The following is a 15,997-nucleotide window of genomic DNA, read 5'->3' on the forward strand; positions in this document are numbered from 1 at the left end:
CGCAGTGCGAGCGTTGCTAGACTGAATCTATGCGCATTTCAGAACTCTCTGCCAAGACCCGTGTGTCGGTACACCGCTTGCGGCGGTACGAGGCCGACGGCCTCATAGAAAGCCAGCGATTGCCCAACGGCTACCGCGAGTACGACGAGAAAACCGTCAAGCACGTCATCTTCATCGCCATGTCGCGGGAGATGGGTTTCTCGCTGCCCTTGATTGCCGAGTATTTGCCGCGCTTCAAAACGGGCAAGTTGTCGCCCCAGGAAATGATCGGAGCCATCCACCAGCGTGTGGCCGACATCGACAAAGTCATTGCTGAACACAAAGCACTTCGCAAGAAGCTGATCGACCACATCGGCTGGTTTGAAACCAAGCAAAGGAAATCGAAATGAGCCCACTGGACATGCTCAAAAAAATCAACGCCATGGCCGAGTTCAACCGCTGGTGCGGCATTGAGGTGACGGTGGCCGAACCCGGCTTTGTGGAAATCCAGATGCCCTGGCGTCCAGAGGTGGGGCAGTATTCAGGCTACTTGCATGCGGGTTTGATCGGCACACTCATTGACACCGCCTGCGGATTTGCAGCTGGCACCGTGGCGGGGCCGAATTTGTTGGCCGCCAACTTTTCGGTCAACTGCCTGCGTCCTGCCGTGGGTCAAAAGTTCATTGCCCGTGCGCGGGTGGTTAAACCCGGCAAAGCACAGGTGTTCACCAGCTGTGATTTGTTTGCAGTGGATGCCGAAGGCGAAAAGCTGGTGGCCAACGGTCAGACTTTGCTGACGGTGATCGCCGCGTAACCGGTTCAGCGCGGCAAAGGCCTATCAGTGAGCGCGCGCCCAAAGCGCCTGCCCCCGCTGCGCTTTGCTTGCATCGCTGGGTACAAGCATCACCGGACCTTGCGGGGTTTGGCGCAGCACATCGGCCAGGGCCATCAGCGCCGATTCCGGGCCGCTGAGCAGTTCAAGCTCCAACTCCAAAATGGGTTCGCTCAGATCGGTTCCGGGCACATGGATGCGGCCTTGGTCCAGCGCCACTTCGATCTGCGTACCACCGTGGGCGATCACCCAGCGCTGGCGTTCAAAGTCGGTGCAGAACATGGCTTGCAGTCGGGGGCGCAAGGCCATCAGCGTTTGACTGAGCGCGGCGTCATCCACCAGCTGATCGAACTGCAATGCGCCAGGGGTGGTCGGGCCTTCCCATTCCTGGCGGCGTGACAAGCCGCCTGTGCTTTGGCCAGCGGTCTTGATGGTCAGCAGCCATTGATCACCCGACAGCCGCTCGCGCACCGCCATGCGGGCTTGCTGCAGGGTCAATTCAGGCGTGTCGAAATAGGTGTTGAGCAGGCGGTGTGTGTGCACGCCTGTGGCCAGCAGGGGGTGTGCCAGCAGCAGTGGTAAGTCGGCTGCGTTCAGGCTGAGTTTGAGTTCGGTTTCCATGGTGTTTTGGCGAAGGATGTGGCGCTATTTTCCGGCGAAAAATGCAGCAAGGATGAACAGCGCTCTCGGCTTGGGCGCAACGATTGTGCGCCGACAACCGCCACATTTTGAGGGTTTGAGGCCCATGCCATACTGGGTTTTGGGGATCGGTTGCGGTTTGGCCGTTGCCAGTCCTTTGCCCATTTGAAAGGAACATGTCATGGCCATTCCCTGGCTGCTGGCGCTCAAGGCCATCCCCTGGGGGGATGTGATGGAACACGCGCCCAGCGTGCTCAAAGCGGCGCGCAAACTGATGGACCGCCAAGGTGCCGAGCCTGCGCCGTCAAGCACCACCGACCTTGATGTTGCCGGAGAGGCATTGCCCAGTTTGGGTGAACTCAAAAACCGATTGATCGCCACGCAGGTGCAACTGGACCGCCAGGCCCAGACGCAAGCCGAGATGGCCCAAACCTTGGCCGAACTGGCCGAGCAAAATGCCCGCTTGGTCAGTGCAGTGGAGACGTTGCGCCAGCGCACGCGTTTGTTGCTGTGGGTGTTGGCTGTGATGGTGTTGCTTGTGGTGTGGGTGGTCTGGCGCTGAGCTGCAAGTGCTCAGCTCGCTCATGTCGGGGCTGAAGCCGCCGACCCACGAGGGGTTCTCTGTAAGAGGGACCCTCAGGCAAAGCGCTCGCGCAAATAAGCCACGATCGCGCCCGAATCCTTCAGCCAACGGGTTTGACCATCGGCTTCGGTGATCTGCAGGCAGGGCACTTGGGTCGCGCCCGTGCCTTGCAGCAAGGCATTGCGGTGGGTGGTGTCATGTTGTGCATCGCGCTTTTCAATCGGCAGCGACAGGCGGCGCATTTCCTGGCGCACCTTGATGCAAAACGGGCAGGTGCTGAACTGGTACAGCGCCAGGTTTTGGCACTGCTGGTCCACGCGGGCTTGTGTCGCAGCTTCGCGCACCACGCCGGTGGGCTGGGTCAGGCGCTCCTTGATCAGCATGACGGGGCCCAGCACGGTGCGCAGGGTTCGGAAGAAAGCACGGATGATGGTTTTCATAATGGCATTCAAATGTTCAAAAGGGGTGGGTCATCAGAGGGGTGTGAACTGAGCAAGGGGCAGGGTTGAGGGGGCTTTGCAGCTTCCGTGAATCCAACACCCTCAAAGCAAACGCGCCAAGTAATGCCCCGTGAAGCTCGCCTTGTTTTTGGCCAGTTGCTCCGGCGTGCCTTCGCCCAGCACCGTGCCGCCGCCCGCACCACCCTCAGGCCCCATGTCGATCAGCCAGTCGGCGGTTTTGATCACGTCGAGGTTGTGTTCGATGATGACGATGGTGTTGCCCGCGTCGCGCAGCTGGTGCAGCACTTTGAGCAGCAAATCGATGTCGGCAAAGTGCAGGCCGGTGGTGGGTTCGTCCAAGATGTAGAGCGTGCGGCCGGTGTCGCGCTTGGACAGCTCCAGCGCGAGCTTGACGCGTTGCGCTTCGCCGCCCGAGAGGGTGGTCGCACTCTGGCCCAGACGGATGTAGGTCAGTCCGACATCTAGCAAGGTTTGCAGCTTGCGTGCGATGTTGGGCACGGCGCTGAAGAACTGGTGCGCAGCTTCCACCGTCATGTTCAAGATCTGCGCGATGTTCTGGCCCTTGTATTGCACTTCGAGTGTTTCGCGGTTGTAGCGCATGCCGTGGCACACGTCGCAGGGCACATACACATCGGGCAAAAAGTGCATCTCCACTTTCACCATGCCATCGCCCTGGCAGGCTTCGCAGCGGCCACCGGTCACGTTGAAACTGAAGCGCCCGGGGCCGTAGCCGCGCTCTCGGGCCGCGGGCACTTCGGCCATCAGCTCGCGGATGTGGGTGAACAGGCCTGTGTAGGTGGCCGGGTTGCTGCGCGGTGTGCGGCCAATGGGCGACTGGTCGACGTTGATGACCTTGTCGAAGTGCTCCAGGCCTTTGATCTCGTCGTGCGCAGCGGCTTCGTCGTGGGCGCGGTGGATCTGGTGGGCGGCGGCGGTGTAAAGCGTGTCGTTGACCAGCGTCGATTTACCCGAGCCCGATACGCCCGTCACGCAAGTCAGCAAGCCCACGGGGAACTTCACGTTCACGTTTTTCAGGTTGTTGCCTTTGGCGCCCACGATCTCGATGAAGTCCTTGCCCGCTTTGTGGCGTTTGGGGATTTCGATTTTTTTGCGGCCCGACATGTATTGGCCGGTGACCGAGTCGGGTGCGGCCAGGATGTCAGCGCAAGTGCCTTGCGCCATCACGCGCCCGCCGTGCACGCCCGCGCCGGGGCCCATGTCGATCACATGGTCGGCCACGCGGATCATGTCTTCGTCGTGCTCGACCACCAGCACGCTGTTGCCGATGTCGCGCAGGTGTTGCAGGGTGCTGATCAGGCGGTCGTTGTCGCGCTGGTGCAATCCGATGCTGGGCTCGTCCAGCACGTACATCACGCCTGTGAGGCCCGAGCCGATCTGGCTGGCCAGGCGGATGCGCTGCGACTCGCCGCCCGAGAGGGTGTCGGCGCTGCGGTCCAGGCTCAAATAATTCAGACCCACGTCGTTCAAAAACTTCAGACGCAAGGCGATTTCGCGCACCACCTTGTCGGCAATTTCGGCCTTGGCCCCATGCATGGTCAGGCCCTGAAAGTACTGCTGCGACTCGCCCAGCGTGATGTGGCTGATCTCGTAAATGGCGCGAGCTTGCGCGCCTTCGCCAATGCGCACATGGCGCGCTTCGCGCCGCAAGCGTGTGCCGTGGCAGCTGGTGCAGGCTTGCATGTTGCGGTAGCGCGCCAGATCTTCGCGCACCACGGCCGAGTCGGTTTCGCGGTAGCGGCGCGTCATGTTGGGGATGATCCCTTCAAACGGATGCTTCTTGCTGACCTTTTTGCCCTGCGATGCGCCGGATTCCATCACGTAGCTGAATTTGATCTCTTCCTCGCCCGAGCCGTGCAGCAGCACCTGTTGGTGAATCGGTGCGAGTTTTTCAAACGGCGCTTCGATGTCAAACTGGTAATGCTTGGCCAGGCTTTCGAGCATGCTGAAGTAAAAGCCGTTGCGCCGATCCCAGCCCTTGATGGCCCCACTGGCCAAGCTGAGCGAGGGGAAGGCGACGACCCGCTCAGGATCGAAAAATGCCATGGAGCCAATGCCGTCGCAAGTCGGGCAGGCGCCCATGGGCGAGTTGAACGAGAACAGGCGCGGTTCCAGCTCGCTGATGGAGTAAGTGCACACCGGGCATGAGAACTTGGCGTTGAACAGGTGCTCGGTGCCCGTGTCCATCTCGATGGCTACGGCGCGGTGTTCGGCCAGTTGCAGCGCGGCTTCAAAGCTTTCGGCCAAGCGCTGGCGCAGGGCGTCGCGGGCTTTGGCATCCTCCTCCGACCGAACTTTGATGCGGTCCACGACCACATCAATATTGTGTTTCTCGGTCTTCTTGAGGGTGGGCAGGTTTTCTACTTCCACCGTCTGGCCATTGATGCGAAAGCGCACATAGCCCAGCGCCTGCATCTGTTCGAAGACTTTTTCAAACTCGCCTTTTTTCTCGCGGGCAATGGGCGCGAGGATCATCAGCTTGGTGTCTTCGGGCAGGGCCAGCACGGCGTCCACCATCTGGCTCACGGTCTGCGCTTTCAGGGGCAGGTTGTGGTCGGGGCAGTACGGCGTGCCCGCGCGGGCATAGAGCAAGCGCAGGTAGTCGTGGATCTCGGTGACGGTGCCCACGGTCGAGCGCGGGTTGTGGCTGGTGGCTTTTTGCTCGATGGAAATCGCAGGCGAAAGGCCCTCGATCAGGTCCACGTCGGGCTTGTCCATCAGCTGCAAAAACTGCCGCGCATAGGCCGACAGACTTTCCACGTAGCGGCGCTGGCCTTCGGCGTACAGCGTGTCAAAGGCCAGGCTTGACTTGCCCGAGCCCGACAAGCCGGTGATCACCACCAGCTGGTTGCGGGGGATGTCGAGGTCGATGTTCTTCAGGTTGTGCGTGCGCGCACCCCGCACGCTGATGTGGGTTTGCCGCAAGGCCGCAGCCAGATAGGTGTCTTGGCGATCAGAGTTCAAGGTGGAGCCACAAAAACAAAACCCACCATTATCAAGGATGGTGGGTTTTGCTCCGACTGTACAAGTCCGATGGGCTTTGTGTTTACTGGGTTTGGGTGGCGGAGGTGATGGTGATGTCGGTCACAGGGACGTTTTGATTGCTGCCCACGGTCTGAGTGGGTTGGGTGGCCATCAAATCGATCACGTCCATGCCTGAGACGACTTTGCCAAAGACCGCGTAACCGGGACTGTTGGCGCTGGCGTAATTCAGGAATGCGTTGTCGACCAGATTCACAAAGAATTGCGATGTGGCCGAGTCCGCAACTGAAGTGCGGGCCATGGCCACAGATGCCCTGACGTTCAGTAAGCCGTTTTGTGACTCCAGTGTGATGGCCGATGACAAGCCTGATTTTTGCGTCATGCCTGTCGTGAAGCCCCCGCCCTGCGCCATGAAGCCGGAGATCACCCGGTGGAACAGCGTGTCTTTGTAAAACGATGGACTCTGATTCACATAGCTCAAGAAGTTCTTGACCGTGATCGGTGCTGCCGTCGGGTTCAGCTCCATCACCACGGTGCCCAGTGTCGTGACCAAAGTCACTTGGGGTTCGGGCACTGAGATGGTTTGTGTGTAAAAAGTGCTGGTCCCCGAGGTGTTGGTGACCGTGAGTTTCATGTCGCCCGTGCCTGTCACGGTGCAACGCGCAGTGCGGGTGGCCGCTGAGCTGACCGCATCCAGTGTCATGCCTGTGCATTTGTCGGAAGACACTTTGAGGGCGCTGATTTGGGGGTCGCCAGACAGCGTGAGAACAGCTGTTTTGCCGTATTTCAAATTGCTGGTGCTGATGCCCGTGACTGGCTCGGGGGCGGTCAGCGATGTGCTGTAAACCGTGTAATCCGCATTGCTTTTGACGGTGAATTCAATCGGGCCTGTGGCGGCCACGATGCAAGTGGCTTGGCGTCTGGAAGATGACTCAATGGCGCCCAAGGTGACCGAGAGGCATTTGTCGCTGGACAGTTTGATGACGTTGTCCAAGGCATTGCCCGTCAGGGTCAGGGTGGCCAATTGACCGTATTTGAAATTGGTCGCGGTGATGCCTGTGATGGGATCTGCGCCGCTCCAGCCTCCGCCACCGCAACCCAACAGCGCCAGGAGCAGTGTTACGGCAGTTATGGCGTATGACCCAATTCGTGACATCGTGAAGATTCTCGGAATTTTTAAAATGTGTATTTTAGGTCTTCTGCGAATGGTCCTTTGTTGCCCCATTGGCGCTTGCGCCATGGCGTGTGGGCGGCACAGGCGCTCTAATCAGGGACAATGTCGTTTTTCGACCCGCTTGGCTTGTTCGCGTGACCCCTCCCCATTCAGCTTCAGATGCCGCCCCGGTGGTTTCCACCGCCATGACGCCTTTGGAGCGTCGCGCCAGCGCATCGCTGGCCTCGATCTTTGCCCTGCGCATGCTCGGTTTGTTTCTGGTGCTCCCGGTGTTTGCGCTGGAGGCGCGCAAGTACCCCGGCGGGGACGATCCGGCCTTGCTGGGCTTGGCCATGGGCATTTATGGCTTGACCCAAGGCCTCTTGCAGCTGCCCTTTGGCATGGCGTCGGACCGTTTTGGCCGCAAGCGCGTGATCGTGCTGGGCTTGCTGATTTTTGCGCTGGGCAGTTTCTGGGCAGCGGGGGCCACCGACCTGACGGGCTTGTTGATTGGCCGCAGCGTCCAGGGCGCAGGCGCGGTGTCGGCTGCGGTCACCGCTTTGTTGGCCGACTTGACCCGTGACGAAGTGCGCACCAAGGCCATGGCTTTGGTGGGCGCCAGCATCGGCCTGATGTTCGCTTTGTCTTTGGTTTTGGCCCCGCTCATGGCCGCAGCCATTGGCTTGTCCGGCCTGTTTGTGGTGACCGGTGTTTTGGCCTTGTTGGGCGTGACGGTGGTGGTCTGGGGTGCGCCTGCTGCGCCACCCATGGTGGCCGGGCCTGCCCGTGGCCGCTTGAAAGATGTTTTGAGTCACGCCGGTTTGTTGCGTCTGAACTTGGGCGTGTTTGTCTTGCACGCGGTGCAGCTGGCCATGTGGGTGGCCGTGCCAGCCTTGCTGGTGCAGGCGGGCCTCGGCAAGGACCACCATTGGCAGGTGTATCTGCCGGCTGTTTTGGGCTCATTTGTCGTGATGGGCGGCACGTTTGCCATGGAGCGTCGCGGGCACCTCAAGACAGTGTTTTTGGTGGCCATCGCCTTGATCGCGCTGGTGCAACTGGGCTTTTTGCTGCAGGCTTCGGGCACGCCCCGCTTGGGCGCATTGGCGGGTTTGTTGTTCGTGTTTTTCTGCGGTTTCAACGTGTTGGAAGCCACCCAGCCGAGCCTGGCTTCTCGCTTGGCGCCCAGCGCCGTGCGCGGCACGGCCATGGGGGTTTACAACACTTTGCAATCGCTGGGCTTTTTTGTGGGCGGCTGGCTGGGCGGCTACTTGGTCAAGACCTGGGGCAGTCAGGCCTTGTTCCTCAGCTGCGCGGCCGCCATGCTGGTGTGGTGGTTGGTGGCGCTGCCCATGCAGGCGCCGGGGCGTTCTGCGCCTGTTCGTCAGATGGCCTAAAAGCCGCATAATCCACACCTATTCGAGGAGTTTTTCATGGCATCCGTCAACAAAGTCATCATCGTCGGCAATTTGGGCCGCGATCCCGAAACCCGCTATCTGCCTTCTGGCGACGCTGTGAGCAACATCAACGTGGCCACCACCGACCGCTACAAAGACAAAGCGACCGGCGAAATGAAGGAAGCCACCGAGTGGCACCGCATCAGCTTTTTTGGCAAATTGGCCGAGATCGCTGGTCAATACCTGAAAAAAGGCTCGCAAGTCTATGTCGAAGGCAGCTTGCGGACTCGCAAGTACACCGACAAAGATGGCATCGAGAAATTTGCCACCGAAATCCGTGGTGAAACCATGCAAATGCTGGGTGGTCGCCAAGGCATGGGCGGCCCATCGGACGATGGCGGCGGCTACGCCCCCCGTCAGGCACCGGCAGCGGCGCGCCCTGCGGCTGCGCCCGCAGCCCGCCCGGCACCGGCAGCCAAGCCCGCGCCCAGCAGCTTCGACGACATGGACGACGACATCCCCTTCTGATCGGGTGGATGTGGATGAAAACCCGTGGCCAGCCCCACGGGTTTTTTTATGCCCAATCAGAACAGCCGCTGACCATGACTGACATTCGCCCTGTTTCATCGATCGAACATCTGAACTTCGCCTGGTTTGCGATGGTCATGGGCCTGTGTGGCCTGTCCTTGGCCTGGATGCGGGCCGTGCCCCATTGGGCGGGCGCAGCGCAGGTTTCCATGGGCGTGGGGGTGGTGGCGGCCTGGTTGTTGCTGGCCTTGCTGTTGGCCACGGTGTGGCGGGTGCTTCGACATCCGGCGGCGGTGCTGGCCGATGTGCGTGATCCTCTGCGGCAGGTGTTTGTGGCCGCCTTGCCATCGTCCTTGGTCTTGATCGCGACGGTGGCCTATGTGCATGGGTTTGACGGCTTTTGGACGGACGCGGCGTGGATGCTGGGCTCGGCCGCCTTGTTGCTGGTGACCACGGGCGTGGTGCAGCGCTGGTTTCAGCCTGGCCTGGTGGCCGCACAGTTTTGGCCCGCCATGACGCCGGCCTTGTTCATCCCGGTGGTGGGCAATGTGTTGCCCGCTTTGGCCGGTGTGGGCTTGGGTCACCCGGTGTGGGCGGCCGCGCAGTACGGCATTGCCGCCGTGCTCTGGCCTGTGGCGCTGACTTTGGTGCTGGTGCGCATTGGCAAAGTGGGGCTGTGGCCGCAACGCATGCTGCCCGCCACCTTCATCACCATCGCGCCGCCATCGGTGCTGGCCTTGTCCGGGGTGCAGCTGGGAGCACCCGATGTGCTGGTGCACATGCTCTGGGGCGTGGCCTTGTTGTTCACGGGGGTGTCCATGACGGTGTTCAAGCGCAGCCTGGCACAGCCCTTTGGCATGTCGTTTTGGGGCATGTCTTTTCCTTTGGCGGCTTCGGCTGCCTTGTCTTTGCACCTGGCGCCTGCGCATGGCGTCGCGCAGCTGTTGGCACTCGCTTGGTTGGCTGGGGCCACGGCGGTGATTGCAGGCTTGTTGCTGGCCACCGCTTGGGGGCTGCTGCAAGGCCGCTTGCTGCTGCCTGAGCCCGGCGCGGCACCGTCACCCTCTGCTTGAATGCGCGGGCTGTGCCCAAGCGTGCGCTGGTTTATGTCGGTGTGGGTTGAAACTGTTTCGTTTGATCTGGATTGACCGCCCATCTTTGCCGCAGATCAAAATAGGGCCATGAACGAAATCAATTCGCGTTATTTGCCTGTGGACGATGCGCAGCGCAGGCAGCTGCACAACGAGGTCCATGCCCGCCCATCGGCTCGCGTGCGCTTGCCGGCCCTGATCGTTTATGTGGCGGTGCTCAACGCAGGCATCACCCGGGAGCAGGAATGGGCGCACCTGCGCAGCTTGCCTGGGCACGCGGACCTGGAGCCCGAGCAGCTGAACGGCAATTTTTTGCGCCTGCGTTGTGACGGCTTCACCGTCAAGTGGGAGCGGCACACCGAGTTCACCCGCTATTCGATCGTGCAGCCGTTGCCTGAGCAAGCCTCGTGGGGGCATGCCTTGCCTGATTTGGCACCCCATGTGGCCACCGGTGTGGATTGGTTGCGCGGCATTCCGGGCCGCACGGTGGCGGCGATCCATTTGGCCATGTTGCCCGAGGGCATGGATGCGGCCGATTGGCTGCCCAAGGCGCAAGCCTGGTTGGGGGAAGGCACCATCATTGGCTCGCGCATGGGCAATACCTCGGATGGGCAATCGCATTCGTGCTTGCTCACACATTGGCGCATTGGCCACGACGGTTTTGAGCGCATGCTGGTGCTGGCCCCCGCTGACACGCCTGAAGGCCGTGCAGGTCGAATTTCCCAGCGTGTGCTTGAGCTCGAAACCTATCGTCTGATGGCGCTGCGTGGTTTGCCGGTGGCCAAACAGCTGTCGCCTGTGCTGGCGCAAGCCGAAGCGCAATTGGCCGACATCACCGCCCGTTTGGAGCGCAAGGAAACTGCCGATCAGGATTTGCTGGACGCGTTGGTGAGCTTGGCCGCCAAAGTGGAGCGCGCGACCGCTGAGCATGGGTACAGATTCTCGGCCACCCGCGCTTATGACGTCCTGGTGCGCGAGCGCATTGCCGAGTTGCGCGAACGACCGTTGCACGGCACACAGACCGTGGGCGAGTTCATGCAGCGGCGTTTGTCGCCAGCCATGGCCACGGTCGCGGCCACGGCACAACGGTTGGCAGCTTTGTCAGAGCGGATTTCCCGCACCAGTGCCTTGTTGCGCACGCGGGTTGACATCGCCACTGAGACCCAAAACCAACAGTTGCTTGAAAAACTCACCCGGGGGCAGGGTTTGCAACTGAAGCTGCAATCGACGGTTGAGGGCTTGTCGATCGCTGCGATCTCGTATTACGTGGTGAGTTTGTTGTTGTACCTTGCCAAGGCACTCAAATTGGCGGGTGTGCCCATTCAGCCTGAGTTGGCTGCAGGCTTGATGATCCCCTTGGTGCTTTGGCTGGTTTGGACGGTCACGCGCCGCATCCATGCCAAATTACACGCCACGCTTTGATGGGTTGATCAGCCTCGGGCCCTTGTTGCCGCATCGATCACGCCGCCGCCCAGGCAGACATCGCCGTCGTACAACACAGCGCTTTGACCGGGCGTGACGGCCCATTGGGCTTGCGGGAAATGCATCTCGAATGCCGGCGCTGTGGCGCCGTTGGCGGCTGCGCGCAGTTCGCAAGGCGCATCGGCCTGGCGATAGCGGGTTTTGGCGGCATACAGGCCGGGCGTGGGCTCGATACCGGCGCACCAGCTGGCGTCTGTGGCCGCCAGGCCTTCGGACAGCAGCCAGGGGTGGTCGTGTCCTTGCACCACCCAGAGGATGTTCTTGTCGAGGTCTTTGCGGGCCACAAACCAGGGCGTGTGTTCGCCACCGCCTTTTTGTGCCCCTTTGGCCTTGATGCCGCCGATGCCCAGGCCTTGGCGTTGGCCCAGGGTGTAAAAGCTCAGGCCCACGTGCTGGCCGATGGTGCGGCCTGTCGGGTCTTTGATTGGGCCGGGCTCTTTGGAGATGTAGCGGTTGAGAAAGTCGCGAAAAGGCCGCTCGCCGATGAAGCAGATGCCGGTGGAGTCTTTCTTCTTGGCATTGGGCAGTCCGATCTCTTGCGCAATGCGGCGCACTTCGGTCTTGTGCAGCTCGCCCACCGGGAACAAGGTCTTGGACAGCTGGGCCTGGTTCAGGCGGTGCAAGAAGTAGCTTTGGTCCTTGGACGGGTCCAGGCCTTTGAGCAGTTCGTGGCGTCCGGTTTGTTCGTTCAAGCGCACGCGGCAGTAGTGGCCGGTGGCGATCTTTTCGGCACCCAGGCGCATGGCGTGGTCCAGGAAAGACTTGAACTTGATCTCGGCGTTGCACAGGATGTCGGGGTTGGGGGTACGTCCGGCCTGGTATTCGCGCAAAAACTCGGAAAACACGCGGTCTTTGTACTCGGCTGCAAAATTGACGTGCTCGATCTCGATGCCCAGCACATCGGCCACTGCGGCAGCATCGACGAAGTCGATGTTGGATGAGCAATACGCGCTGTCATCGTCATCTTCCCAATTTTTCATGAAGATACCGATGACTTCGTACCCCTGCTGTTTGAGCAGGTAGGCGCTGACGGCTGAATCGACGCCGCCGGACAAACCGACGACCACACGAGGAAGTTGTGACATGCTTGGATTATCCCGCGCCTGCGGTGACGGCAAATTTATAATCCTTTTTCTTCATTTATCCGATGTCCAAACCCTGCGCCTGGTGCGCCATCCTCCGAGCCGTCCTGGGCGATATCGCCCAAGGGCTGTTCCTTGTCACTCACAGTGGTTTGGCCATGGTGGGTTTGGGCGTGGCTGCATGTGTGGTGGCTTTGTGGCTGAACACCGAGTGGCTCCAGGCATCGGAAGAAAAGCTGTTCAACTGGCTGCGGGAGAGGCAGGTGCTGGTCTCTTGGCTGCCCGAAAACGCGGCAGAGCGCGCTACCGCTATGAACTTGCGGGATTTGCCGGCCAGTCAAGCGGCGGTGGCCAGTTGGTTGTCCCGTAAATACAAAGTCGCGCCAGAGCCTGTGGCCGCCTTGGTGGCGGAAGCGCAGGTTCTGGGGCGTCAGTACAAACTGGCCCCTTACCTGATTTTGGGTGTCATGGCCATCGAGTCGAACTTCCACCCATATATCCAAAGCCAGGTGGGCGCACAGGGGTTGATGCAGGTCATGACCGGCATCCACACCAAACGATACCAGGCCTATGGCGGCAACTTGACGGCGTTTGATCCGCTCACCAATATGCGTGTAGGCGTGGCGGTTTTGGCCGACGCCATCAAGCTCAAGGGCGGTTCGGTCGAGGATGGTTTGAAGTTTTATCTGGGTGGTGATGCCGTGTTTGAAGACGGTGGGTACGTCGCCAAAGTCCGTACAGAGCAGGCTCGGCTCGAACAGGTGGCTGCTGGGGAGCGCGTGCCTTTCCAATGAAGTTGGGTCAGCTCAGCCCAAACGGCTGAAAAACACCGCACTCATCACCAGTCCGGTGGTGATCACCAGCCAGCGCACCCAGCGTGCAGGCAGGCGTTTGGCCAGTCGCGCACCCGACCAGCCCCCGGCGGTGGCCAGGGCCATCATCCACAAGGCTTGATCCCAGACGATGGCACCCGCCCAAGCGAAAGCGGCCACCGACAGCCAAGACAAGACAAATGAATTGAGGTTCTTCAGGGCGTTGACCGTGTTCAGGCGTGACTCACCCGTCAAGGTGTAAAGCGCCATCAGCAAGATGCCCAGGCCGCCGTTGAAGTACCCGCCGTAAATGGACACCAGCAGGAGGCCTGGCAAACGCCACTGCGGATGGCCTAGGCCCGCACCGCGCGATGCGATCATTGGCCCGAGTGCAAACAGCGCGGTGGCCAGCAACAAAAGCCAAGGCACCAGCCCCGAAAACAAGCGGGCAGGCGTGACCAGCAACAAGGTGGCGCCAATCAGACCGCCGACAGCCGCGATGATCACCTCGCGTTGCAGCGTGGTGCCCGGGATGGCTTGGAGTTCGGCCTTGAAGCCCAAGGTGCTGCCCAGATAGCCGGGGCTGACGGCTGCAGCGCTGGTGGCGTTGGCCGCCAAGGGGGGCACACCTGCAAAAACCAGCGCAGGAAAAGTCAAAAAGCTGCCGCCCCCTGCAATGGCGTTCAGGACCCCCGCGCCAAAGGCGGCGGCGCCTGTCACAAGCCACACGCTGTCCATCACGCCGGGAGAGGGGGTAAAGAGGCCACCGCGGCGTCGGTGTAAATCATGTTCAGCGGAAAGCGTTGCCCGGCCAGGTGGTCTTCGATGCAGCGCAGAACCAGTGGGCTGCGGTGACGCTCTGCGCTGGCGCGCACTTCGTCGAGCGTCATCCAGACCGTGCGCACAATCCCTTCGTCCAAAGACCGGTCTGCTTGCCGCTCACCGATCTCGCCGCAAAACGCCATGCGCAAATAAGTGATGTCTTCTTGCGTGGCGGGGCGCTGAAACCGGGACAAATACACGCCGACCAAGGCGGTGGGTTTGAATGAGTGGGCCGTTTCTTCGAGCGCTTCTCGGGCGCAGCCCTCGGCAGGCGATTCGCAAGGGTCGAGGTGCCCGGCGGGGTTGTTCAAGCGCAAGCCATCGCGCGTCTGTTCTTCCACCAAAAGGTAGCGGCCATCTTTCTCGATGATGGCGGCCACGGTGACATTGGGTTTCCAGCGTGTATCCATGCGCTCATTATCGGCGGGGCCGTGCCACGTCATACGGGGGGATAAACCCGATCAAGGGTATGTAAGTTACAGTTTATATTCAAGCATCGATTGGCGCGGCAAGCCACCAGTCCCACGATTTCACAATTATTTGGAGAACAACCATGCGCATAGGCGTGCCCAAAGAGATATATCCCGGTGAAAAACGGGTGGCCACGGTCCCCGATGCCGTGACCAAACTGGTCAAACTCGGCTTTGCCGTGGTTGTGGAACAGGGCGCGGGCGAGCTGGCAGACCTGTCGGATGCGGCCTACGTCGATGCCGGTGCCACCATTGCCCCCAACGCCGCGGCGCTGTGGAGTGGCAGTGACATCGTCTTCAAGGTGCGTGCCCCCACGGCCGACGAAGTCGCCCTGATGCACGAAGGCCAGACGCTGATTGGCTTCTTGTGGCCCGCTCAAAACCCCGATTTGATGCAGCAGCTGGCGGCTAAAAAGGTCACCGCGCTGTCGATCGATGCACTGCCCCGTACCCTCAGCCGCGCACAGAAAATGGACGCGTTGACTTCCATGGCTGGCGTCAGTGGCTACCGCGCTGTGGTGGAGTCTGCCAACGCCTTTGGCCGCTTCTTCAACGGCCAGATCACGGCCGCAGGCAAAGTGCCCCCCGCCAAAGTGTTCATTGCCGGTGCCGGTGTGGCAGGTTTGGCCGCGATTGGCGCAGCCGCCAGCTTGGGCGCCATCGTGCGCGCTAACGACACCCGCGCCGAAGTGGCCGACCAAGTCGTCTCGCTGGGCGGTGAGTTCGTCAAGGTGGATTACGAAGAAGAAGGCTCGGGCGGCGGCGGTTACGCCAAGGTCATGAGCGATGGCTTCCAGGCCGCCCAGCGCGAGATGTACGCCAAGCAGGCCCAAGAGTGCGACATCATCATCACCACCGCGTTGATCCCCGGCAAACCCGCGCCCAAGTTGATCACCGCCGAGATGGTCAAGAGCATGAAGCCCGGCAGCGTGATCGTGGACATGGCCGCTGAGCAAGGCGGTAACTGCGAGCTGACCGAACCCGGCAAGGCCGTGGTCAAGCACGGCGTGACGATTGTGGGTTACACCGATCTGGCTTCGCGCATGGCGCGCCAGTCGTCTACGCTGTACGGCACCAACTTGTTCCGCCTCACGGAAGAGCTGTGCAAGACCAAAGACGGCGTGATCAACGTCAACATGGAAGACGACGCCATTCGTGGCCTGACGGTCATCAAGAACGGTGAAATCACCTGGCCTGCGCCGCCATTGGTGGTGGCCCCCAAGCCCGCCCCCAAACCCGCTGCAGCGCCTGCCGCCAAAAAAGGCCACGGCCATGGCGAGCCATCGGGCCCCATGCCGGTGGGTCAGTTGCTCATCGTGTCGGCGGTGGCCGCTGTGTTGCTGGTGCTGGTGGGTGCGTATGCACCCGCTGCTTTCCTGTCGCACTTCACGGTGTTTGTGTTGGCCTGCTTTGTGGGCTACATGGTGGTCTGGAACGTCAAGCCCGCGCTGCACACCCCGCTCATGAGCGTGACCAACGCGATCAGCTCCATCATCGCCATTGGCGCTTTGGTGCAGATTTCGCCCTTGGCCGCGGCCGGGCGGCCCAACACGCTGATTGGTATTTTGGCTGCTTTGGCGCTGGTGCTGACGGCCATCAACATGTTTGGCGGCTTTGCCGTCACCCAGCGCATGCTGGCCATGTTCCGTAAGTAATGACTTTGGGGACA

At 61.0% G+C, this 15,997-nt stretch carries 16 protein-coding genes; 9 read left to right on the forward strand and 7 right to left on the reverse strand.

Annotated elements, in window-relative coordinates:
- The first annotated feature begins 29 nt into the window (after nucleotides 1-29).
- On the forward strand, nucleotides 30-389 hold the full coding sequence (locus tag B9Z43_RS06740; RefSeq protein ID WP_108324041.1) for a MerR family transcriptional regulator: 360 nt from the start codon (nucleotides 30-32) through the stop codon (nucleotides 387-389).
- Nucleotides 386-793: a PaaI family thioesterase gene (locus B9Z43_RS06745; protein WP_108324042.1), complete on the forward strand. Its 408-nt coding sequence runs from the start codon at nucleotides 386-388 to the stop codon at nucleotides 791-793. The genes B9Z43_RS06740 and B9Z43_RS06745 overlap by 4 nt, the downstream gene beginning before the upstream one ends.
- Nucleotides 794-817: 24 nt before the next feature.
- On the opposite strand, the gene B9Z43_RS06750 is transcribed toward B9Z43_RS06745, so the two are convergent.
- Nucleotides 818-1,432, reverse strand: a complete 615-nt coding sequence (locus tag B9Z43_RS06750) for a CYTH domain-containing protein (protein ID WP_108324043.1) — start codon at nucleotides 1,430-1,432, stop codon at nucleotides 818-820.
- Between the two features lie 199 nt (nucleotides 1,433-1,631).
- Between B9Z43_RS06750 and B9Z43_RS06755 the strand changes: the two genes are divergently transcribed.
- A complete protein-coding gene (locus B9Z43_RS06755) occupies nucleotides 1,632-2,012 on the forward strand; it encodes a hypothetical protein (protein ID WP_108324044.1) in 381 nt (126 codons plus the stop codon).
- A 74-nt stretch (nucleotides 2,013-2,086) separates the two neighbouring features.
- Here B9Z43_RS06755 and B9Z43_RS06760 read toward each other — a convergent pair whose 3' ends face one another.
- The 3 genes from B9Z43_RS06760 to B9Z43_RS17265 all read right to left on the reverse strand — a co-directional run bounded on the left by B9Z43_RS06760 (nucleotide 2,087) and on the right by B9Z43_RS17265 (nucleotide 6,650).
- Nucleotides 2,087-2,473, reverse strand: coding sequence for a glutathione S-transferase N-terminal domain-containing protein (locus B9Z43_RS06760; protein ID WP_108324045.1), 387 nt, complete (start codon nucleotides 2,471-2,473; stop codon nucleotides 2,087-2,089).
- 102 nt (nucleotides 2,474-2,575) lie between these two features.
- Complete coding sequence (gene uvrA / locus B9Z43_RS06765; protein ID WP_199222262.1) at nucleotides 2,576-5,476, reverse strand: excinuclease ABC subunit UvrA; 2,901 nt, start codon at nucleotides 5,474-5,476, stop codon at nucleotides 2,576-2,578.
- A gap of 82 nt (nucleotides 5,477-5,558) precedes the next feature.
- Entirely contained in the window at nucleotides 5,559-6,650 is a 1,092-nt protein-coding gene (locus B9Z43_RS17265; protein ID WP_199222263.1) for a peptidylprolyl isomerase, read from the reverse strand.
- Between the two features lie 203 nt (nucleotides 6,651-6,853).
- On the opposite strand from B9Z43_RS17265, the gene B9Z43_RS06775 reads away from it, so the two are divergent.
- The 4 genes from B9Z43_RS06775 to B9Z43_RS06790 all read left to right on the forward strand — a co-directional run bounded on the left by B9Z43_RS06775 (nucleotide 6,854) and on the right by B9Z43_RS06790 (nucleotide 11,082).
- Nucleotides 6,854-8,041, forward strand: a complete 1,188-nt coding sequence (locus tag B9Z43_RS06775; RefSeq protein WP_108324046.1) for an MFS transporter — start codon at nucleotides 6,854-6,856, stop codon at nucleotides 8,039-8,041.
- 36 nt (nucleotides 8,042-8,077) lie between these two features.
- The gene (ssb, locus tag B9Z43_RS06780; RefSeq protein WP_108324047.1) at nucleotides 8,078-8,569 is read left to right on the forward strand and encodes a single-stranded DNA-binding protein; all 492 of its coding nucleotides are present in this window, start codon (nucleotides 8,078-8,080) and stop codon (nucleotides 8,567-8,569) included.
- Nucleotides 8,570-8,643: 74 nt separating this feature from the next.
- Nucleotides 8,644-9,642 carry a C4-dicarboxylate ABC transporter gene (locus B9Z43_RS06785; RefSeq protein ID WP_108324157.1) on the forward strand — a complete coding sequence of 333 codons (999 nt, stop codon included), beginning with the start codon at nucleotides 8,644-8,646 and terminating at the stop codon, nucleotides 9,640-9,642.
- Nucleotides 9,643-9,750: 108 nt separating this feature from the next.
- Complete coding sequence (locus B9Z43_RS06790) at nucleotides 9,751-11,082, forward strand: DUF3422 family protein (protein WP_108324048.1); 1,332 nt, start codon at nucleotides 9,751-9,753, stop codon at nucleotides 11,080-11,082.
- A gap of 8 nt (nucleotides 11,083-11,090) precedes the next feature.
- Here the strand turns inward: B9Z43_RS06790 and mnmA are convergent, their stop codons facing one another.
- Complete coding sequence (gene mnmA / locus B9Z43_RS06795; protein WP_108324049.1) at nucleotides 11,091-12,227, reverse strand: tRNA 2-thiouridine(34) synthase MnmA; 1,137 nt, start codon at nucleotides 12,225-12,227, stop codon at nucleotides 11,091-11,093.
- A 62-nt stretch (nucleotides 12,228-12,289) separates the two neighbouring features.
- Here mnmA and B9Z43_RS06800 point away from each other — a divergent pair, with 62 nt between their 5' ends.
- Nucleotides 12,290-13,018 carry a lytic transglycosylase domain-containing protein gene (locus B9Z43_RS06800; protein ID WP_108324050.1) on the forward strand — a complete coding sequence of 243 codons (729 nt, stop codon included), beginning with the start codon at nucleotides 12,290-12,292 and terminating at the stop codon, nucleotides 13,016-13,018.
- Nucleotides 13,019-13,030: 12 nt separating this feature from the next.
- On the opposite strand, the gene B9Z43_RS06805 is transcribed toward B9Z43_RS06800, so the two are convergent.
- The gene (locus B9Z43_RS06805; protein WP_108324051.1) at nucleotides 13,031-13,774 is read right to left on the reverse strand and encodes a sulfite exporter TauE/SafE family protein; all 744 of its coding nucleotides are present in this window, start codon (nucleotides 13,772-13,774) and stop codon (nucleotides 13,031-13,033) included.
- Complete coding sequence (locus B9Z43_RS06810; protein ID WP_108324158.1) at nucleotides 13,774-14,268, reverse strand: NUDIX hydrolase; 495 nt, start codon at nucleotides 14,266-14,268, stop codon at nucleotides 13,774-13,776. The genes B9Z43_RS06805 and B9Z43_RS06810 overlap by 1 nt, the downstream gene beginning before the upstream one ends.
- A gap of 143 nt (nucleotides 14,269-14,411) precedes the next feature.
- On the opposite strand from B9Z43_RS06810, the gene B9Z43_RS06815 reads away from it, so the two are divergent.
- Nucleotides 14,412-15,983 (forward strand): Re/Si-specific NAD(P)(+) transhydrogenase subunit alpha, encoded by a 1,572-nt coding sequence (locus B9Z43_RS06815; RefSeq protein WP_108324052.1) that lies wholly within the window; start codon nucleotides 14,412-14,414, stop codon nucleotides 15,981-15,983.
- Nucleotides 15,984-15,997: the final 14 nt, after the last annotated feature.

The sequence above is a fragment of the Limnohabitans sp. MMS-10A-192 genome (assembly GCF_003063335.1).
Classification (GTDB): Bacteria; Pseudomonadota; Gammaproteobacteria; order Burkholderiales; family Burkholderiaceae_C; genus Limnohabitans_A.

Excerpts from the sequence above, each read along its gene's own strand:
- B9Z43_RS06810 (WP_108324158.1), bottom strand. The coding sequence starts at position 14,268 with ATGGATACACGCTGGAAACCCAATGTCACCGTGGCCGCCATCATCGAG.
- B9Z43_RS06755 (WP_108324044.1), top strand. The coding sequence starts at position 1,632 with ATGGCCATTCCCTGGCTGCTGGCGCTCAAGGCCATCCCCTGGGGGGAT.
- mnmA (WP_108324049.1), bottom strand. The coding sequence starts at position 12,227 with ATGTCACAACTTCCTCGTGTGGTCGTCGGTTTGTCCGGCGGCGTCGAT.
- B9Z43_RS06750 (WP_108324043.1), bottom strand. The coding sequence starts at position 1,432 with ATGGAAACCGAACTCAAACTCAGCCTGAACGCAGCCGACTTACCACTG.
- B9Z43_RS06760 (WP_108324045.1), bottom strand. The coding sequence starts at position 2,473 with ATGAAAACCATCATCCGTGCTTTCTTCCGAACCCTGCGCACCGTGCTG.
- B9Z43_RS06800 (WP_108324050.1), top strand. The coding sequence starts at position 12,290 with ATGTCCAAACCCTGCGCCTGGTGCGCCATCCTCCGAGCCGTCCTGGGC.
- B9Z43_RS17265 (WP_199222263.1), bottom strand. The coding sequence starts at position 6,650 with ATGTCACGAATTGGGTCATACGCCATAACTGCCGTAACACTGCTCCTG.
- B9Z43_RS06805 (WP_108324051.1), bottom strand. The coding sequence starts at position 13,774 with ATGGACAGCGTGTGGCTTGTGACAGGCGCCGCCGCCTTTGGCGCGGGG.
- B9Z43_RS06775 (WP_108324046.1), top strand. The coding sequence starts at position 6,854 with ATGACGCCTTTGGAGCGTCGCGCCAGCGCATCGCTGGCCTCGATCTTT.
- B9Z43_RS06745 (WP_108324042.1), top strand. The coding sequence starts at position 386 with ATGAGCCCACTGGACATGCTCAAAAAAATCAACGCCATGGCCGAGTTC.
- ssb (WP_108324047.1), top strand. The coding sequence starts at position 8,078 with ATGGCATCCGTCAACAAAGTCATCATCGTCGGCAATTTGGGCCGCGAT.
- B9Z43_RS06740 (WP_108324041.1), top strand. The coding sequence starts at position 30 with ATGCGCATTTCAGAACTCTCTGCCAAGACCCGTGTGTCGGTACACCGC.
- B9Z43_RS06790 (WP_108324048.1), top strand. The coding sequence starts at position 9,751 with ATGAACGAAATCAATTCGCGTTATTTGCCTGTGGACGATGCGCAGCGC.
- B9Z43_RS06815 (WP_108324052.1), top strand. The coding sequence starts at position 14,412 with ATGCGCATAGGCGTGCCCAAAGAGATATATCCCGGTGAAAAACGGGTG.
- B9Z43_RS06785 (WP_108324157.1), top strand. The coding sequence starts at position 8,644 with ATGACTGACATTCGCCCTGTTTCATCGATCGAACATCTGAACTTCGCC.